The sequence below is a fragment of the Streptomyces sp. GQ60 genome (assembly GCF_059758875.1).
In genome coordinates, this window is sequence record NZ_JCAXEG010000047.1 from 1 (window position 1) to 4350 (window position 4350).

The 4350-nt window shown below is 67.8% G+C and carries 1 protein-coding gene and 2 pseudogenes; 1 reads left to right on the forward strand and 2 read right to left on the reverse strand.

Annotated elements, in window-relative coordinates:
* Positions 1 to 13: 13 nt before the first annotated feature.
* A pseudogene (locus tag AC6CKD_RS37825) lies at positions 14 to 422 on the reverse strand (GNAT family N-acetyltransferase).
* Positions 423 to 1993: 1571 nt separating this feature from the next.
* On the opposite strand from AC6CKD_RS37825, the gene AC6CKD_RS37830 reads away from it, so the two are divergent.
* Positions 1994 to 2704, forward strand: a complete 711-nt coding sequence (locus AC6CKD_RS37830) for a hypothetical protein (RefSeq protein ID WP_498333950.1) — start codon at positions 1994 to 1996, stop codon at positions 2702 to 2704.
* A gap of 242 nt (positions 2705 to 2946) precedes the next feature.
* On the opposite strand, the pseudogene AC6CKD_RS37835 reads toward AC6CKD_RS37830, so the two are convergent.
* Positions 2947 to 3737: pseudogene (locus tag AC6CKD_RS37835) on the reverse strand (IS5 family transposase); the annotation flags it as partial.
* Positions 3738 to 4350: the final 613 nt, after the last annotated feature.

A 4350-nucleotide genomic window follows, 5' to 3' on the forward strand; every position in this document is an offset into this window, starting at 1 on the left:
GGCCCCACCGATCCTATTCCTGGGGCCGCCAGACATAGCGGACGTCGGGCTCGTGCTCCTCATTGCGGAGTCCGTCGGTACGTTCGACTGCGATGAACCCGTGCCGCTCGTAGAAGCGTTGAGCCGGCCCGTTGACCTGGAACGTCCACAGCCCCAGTCCCTCCGGCCGCTGCTGCTTGGCCAACGCCACGAACCGGTCACCCAGGCCCCTGCCCCGCCACGACGGATCCAGGTAGAGCTGCTCCATTTTCCTCGCCGTCGAGTACGAGGAGCCCTATGACGGAGCCGTGTGCCCCTGCGATCCAGCTCTCGTACCGCGGCACGACCACGGAGGAGAACCAGTCCCGTACCTCGTCATCGCCGTGTGCAAGACGCACGGTCGGCAGCGCGGCCTTGAAGGAACGCAGCCACATGTCGGCCATGTCGCCCGCATCAGAGTCGATGGCCCGCTGGAACACGACCTCAGCACTGTTCACAGCGCGCGACTATCGCAGACGCGTGCTCCCGCCGCATCCGGATTTGCAGCGCGGCCCGCCACTGATCGGCCGGCCGGGCCGGCCGGACGGTTCGGGGAACTGGCTGCGGAGGGCGGGCAGCCGCAGCGTGCGGTAAGGGTTATGCCGGAGCCCCACACACTTCCAAGCGTTCAGCCGCGGCCAGGCGGACGTGTACGGCCGAGTGCCGCCGCATGGCGCCGCGCGGTGGCGTCGTCGGCAGTTGGTTCTGTGCTTCCGACTCCGTCGGCGAGCCCGCTGCCACGGCCCGCGTCGCTGCTGAAGGTGTGCGACCGGCTCGAGGATCTGGCCGAGCGGTTCGCGGGCTTGGCGCCGCCCACCGGGATGGACGCCCAGGCGCACAGTTGGCACCTGGCACAGGCGGCTACCCGGCTGGTGACAGGGGTAGGGGAACCGCACCGGTGCCGTATGCGGCCGGTACGGGCTCTGCCACATGCTGCTCACCTAGCTCCCTCTCTGTCGTGGGCAAGGGGCCGGGGACGGCGAAGCACGCGGTCGACGCCGCGATCGGTGGATGCCATCCATACCTGGTGTGCTCTGTGGGAGGCCGTTCCTCGGACCCGGCTCGAGTTGACCGGCTGCTCGCCGCGCTCCTCGATCGCGCGCGGACGCTTCCCGGAAGCGCCCACTCACCTGCGTGCTCTGTGTTGATGGGCAGCCCGCTCGTCTCGGCCGGCCCGAGATGTCGTTCCGACGAGGCGAAGCCTTCGCCAAGGAGGGCCGTCAGCAAGGGACTTCGATTACCGTCTGTGCGGCAGCCCCGACTCGGGAGTGGCCCCGGCCCCCGTGCGGCGCGGGCACATCTGGACGTGGCCTTCTTCGACCCCTTTCCGGACGGCAACGCCCGCCTTGCCATGCTCACCCTCGTCTATGTCTTGGAGCTGGGGGGCATTCGGCTGGACCGAGCCGGCCGCCCCCTTGCAGACCAAGCGTCGTGCGGAGACGCCGCCCGCGCGGCAGACCTTGCTGTCCTGGCGTCCGTACTCATCCGCTCGACCCATCACCGCGCGACCAGAACCAACTGACGCCGACAGGGTCAGCGCATGCAGGGGGACGTCACTACCGCACCCCCTGATGCCTGTCCTTGATCACCGTGCAGAGGAAGTCACGTGGTGCCCCTTCTGCCGACCAACTCCGTTTACTTCGTGGGGCCTTGCGAGCACGGAGCTACGAACGACGCGATGGATCGACACGAAGCCGAGCGGCGATCCATCCGCGCGCAAGGCCCGGACCGGCCGGGCCACCGCCCGGGAGGCCCCCACGGAGCGCAAGGTCCTCGGCCAGGCAACGGGAGGCGGCAGCTTTCGCCGGTGTTCGGTCCGAGCCGGCAGGCCGTCTACAGGATTCGCCTGATCACGGACCGGACTGCGCCGATTGCTCCCTCGCCGGCTGTGGCCGACTCCACCGCGGCTACGAGCGCGAACCTCAGCACCTTCTTGCCTTCGTCGGCTGTCGTAGGCCGCTGCTTGAATGCCGGCATGACGGATTGGCCCAGGCTCAGCGACGCGTACGGTTCAGCGGAAGGGGTGCCCGACCTGCTCGACCGGTACGAGGCGGACCCCGAAGCCCTCTCAACGGAGCTGGTCGACCGGCTGTGCCCGATGTACGACATCGCCTTCTCCGCAAGCTTCGCCGCCCTGCCCCGCCTACTCGGGATCGCAGCCGGACGAGCGGCCTGCGAACGACTGGACGTGCTCTACCTGGCGGGAGCGATCACGAGGTGCGCCCGTTCTTCACCCGAGGCAGCCCAGATGGGAACCCGGGAAGCGGCCGCGTTCTGCCGTCTGACAGAGGAATCGCTCACCACACCCATGACCGCGGTGGATTACGTCTTCCTGCTCCAGTCATGGATGGCGTTCCAGGGCGCCGAGGTCTGGGACCGCAATCTGGAGAACCTTGCGGAGGGTGAGTACGAAGTCGACTGCCCCTACTGCGGAGTGATGCTGACCATCGTCTTCGGAGAGGAGGGCCACTTCGCGTGCAGCGAGGACTACGCGAACCCGGAGGCGCAGAGATCGCCCTTGCGTCCGATCGACCCCGCCCAAGCGGGCGGACTGGTACAGCGGCTGCACTGCCGGGCGCTGGCAGACGGCCAGGGAGTCGTGGCACACGGGCTCCCGTACATGTTCGGACAGGCCGTCTGCACCGACTGCGGCACGCAGCTGCCCGTGCTGGATAGACGGGCGTAGCTCGGCACTGCGGGTGAACGGCAGGCTTCAGCCCCCTGTACAGGTGTGCAGACGAGCCGGGTGAGGCGGACGTTGAGCCGTTCATGGGGTGGCGTACGTGGCATTGGATCGTTCCGGACGGATTGTGCGAGCTCGCGGAGCCGTTGATCCCGCCGTTCATGGTGCGGCCGCCGGGCGGCGGGACGCAGGACACACCGCCGAGCTGTCCTAGGTTCCGCCCACGTGAGGGCGAAGGGGCACGGTCTTAGACATCTGAGGGTTGCGGCTATGGCTACGAAGGCGAGGAAGTGTTCGGCCTTGCGCTCGTAGCGTCGATGGAGCCTGCGGCAGCTTGCCAGCTAGGACACGGTCTTTCCACCACCCAGCGGCGTCGGCCAGCGGCTGTGAGGTCTCGATGGCCTTGCGGGCGATGCGGTGGCGGATGCCGCGCTTGTGGAGCTATCGGCGCAGGTGGTCGTAGTCGTGACCCTTGTCCGCATGGCCTTTCGCCGGCCTTCGGCGCCGGGGCCCGCGGCGGGTCCGGGTAGGCGGGATGCCGCGGACAAGCGGCTCCAGGCCCTGGCTCGTGCGTGTTCGCGCCGGAGATTCCCAGGGGCAGCGGCAGCCCATTCCGGTCGGAGATCAGGTGGATCTTCGATTCCAGTTTGCCTTGGTCGGTCGGATTCGGTCCGGTCAAAGGCCCCCTTTTGCCGCCCGCAGACTGACCGAGTCGATCGCGCACCGCGACCAGTCCAGCTCGCCCCGCGCTCCGAGTTCGTTGAGGATCACGCTGTAGAGCTTCGCCCAGACCCGGTCCCGGCTCCACTGGGCAAATCGGCGATACGCCTTGGGCCAGGCGGGACCAAACACTGGCGGCAGCTGCCGCCACGTGCAGCCCGAGGTCGCCACGAAGACGATCGCGGCCAGGGCCTCGCGGCCACCGGCCCGCCGCCTGCCACCGCCCTGCGGACGTATCTCCCCCCGTCGGCGGCACCAACCGCCTGAACAACACCCACAACTCGTCCGGCACCAACCGCTCAACCAGATCCGTCATGCACGGATCCGCTTGCCGCTCGGTGAGCGGGTGGGAAGCAGTGAGCGAACCTCGCGGTAGTCACGCGTTCGTGGATCTGCTCCGGGGCGAGGTCCTGGTGGAGGCGGCCCGGGTGGCGCTTGCGGGTGTGGAAGCGTTCGGTGACGAGGAGCGTGGGCAGTCGCAGAACAAGTCGACCAGGTGGGCGTCGAGCCGGCGGAGCCGGCAGGTGTGATCACCTACGCCGAGGGAGTCGTCAAGCGACTCGAGGATCACGTCCATGTCGATGACCGGCAGTCCTGCTCTGCGCGTGGCCGCAGGCAGCCAGTGATCACGGAGGCGTCGTCGGGCAACGAGGTCGGTGCGGCAGCCATACACCGTGGTGGGCCCGTGTCGGGGGGATTTTGACGGTGCAGGGAGCGTGATGTAGAGTTAAACGGTTGCCTGGAACTGGACAAGTTCGGCAGCCGGCCCCCAAAGAAGCAATTCAGAGTGGGCACCCTCGACTCCTCGTCCAGGAATCTGAAGCCGGGAAATCCGGTGGAAAACTTCTGATAGAGTCGGACTCGCCGGAAAGGGAAACGCGAAAGCGAAGAACTGGAAAGCGAAACCCGCTTCGACCGGGAATCGGACA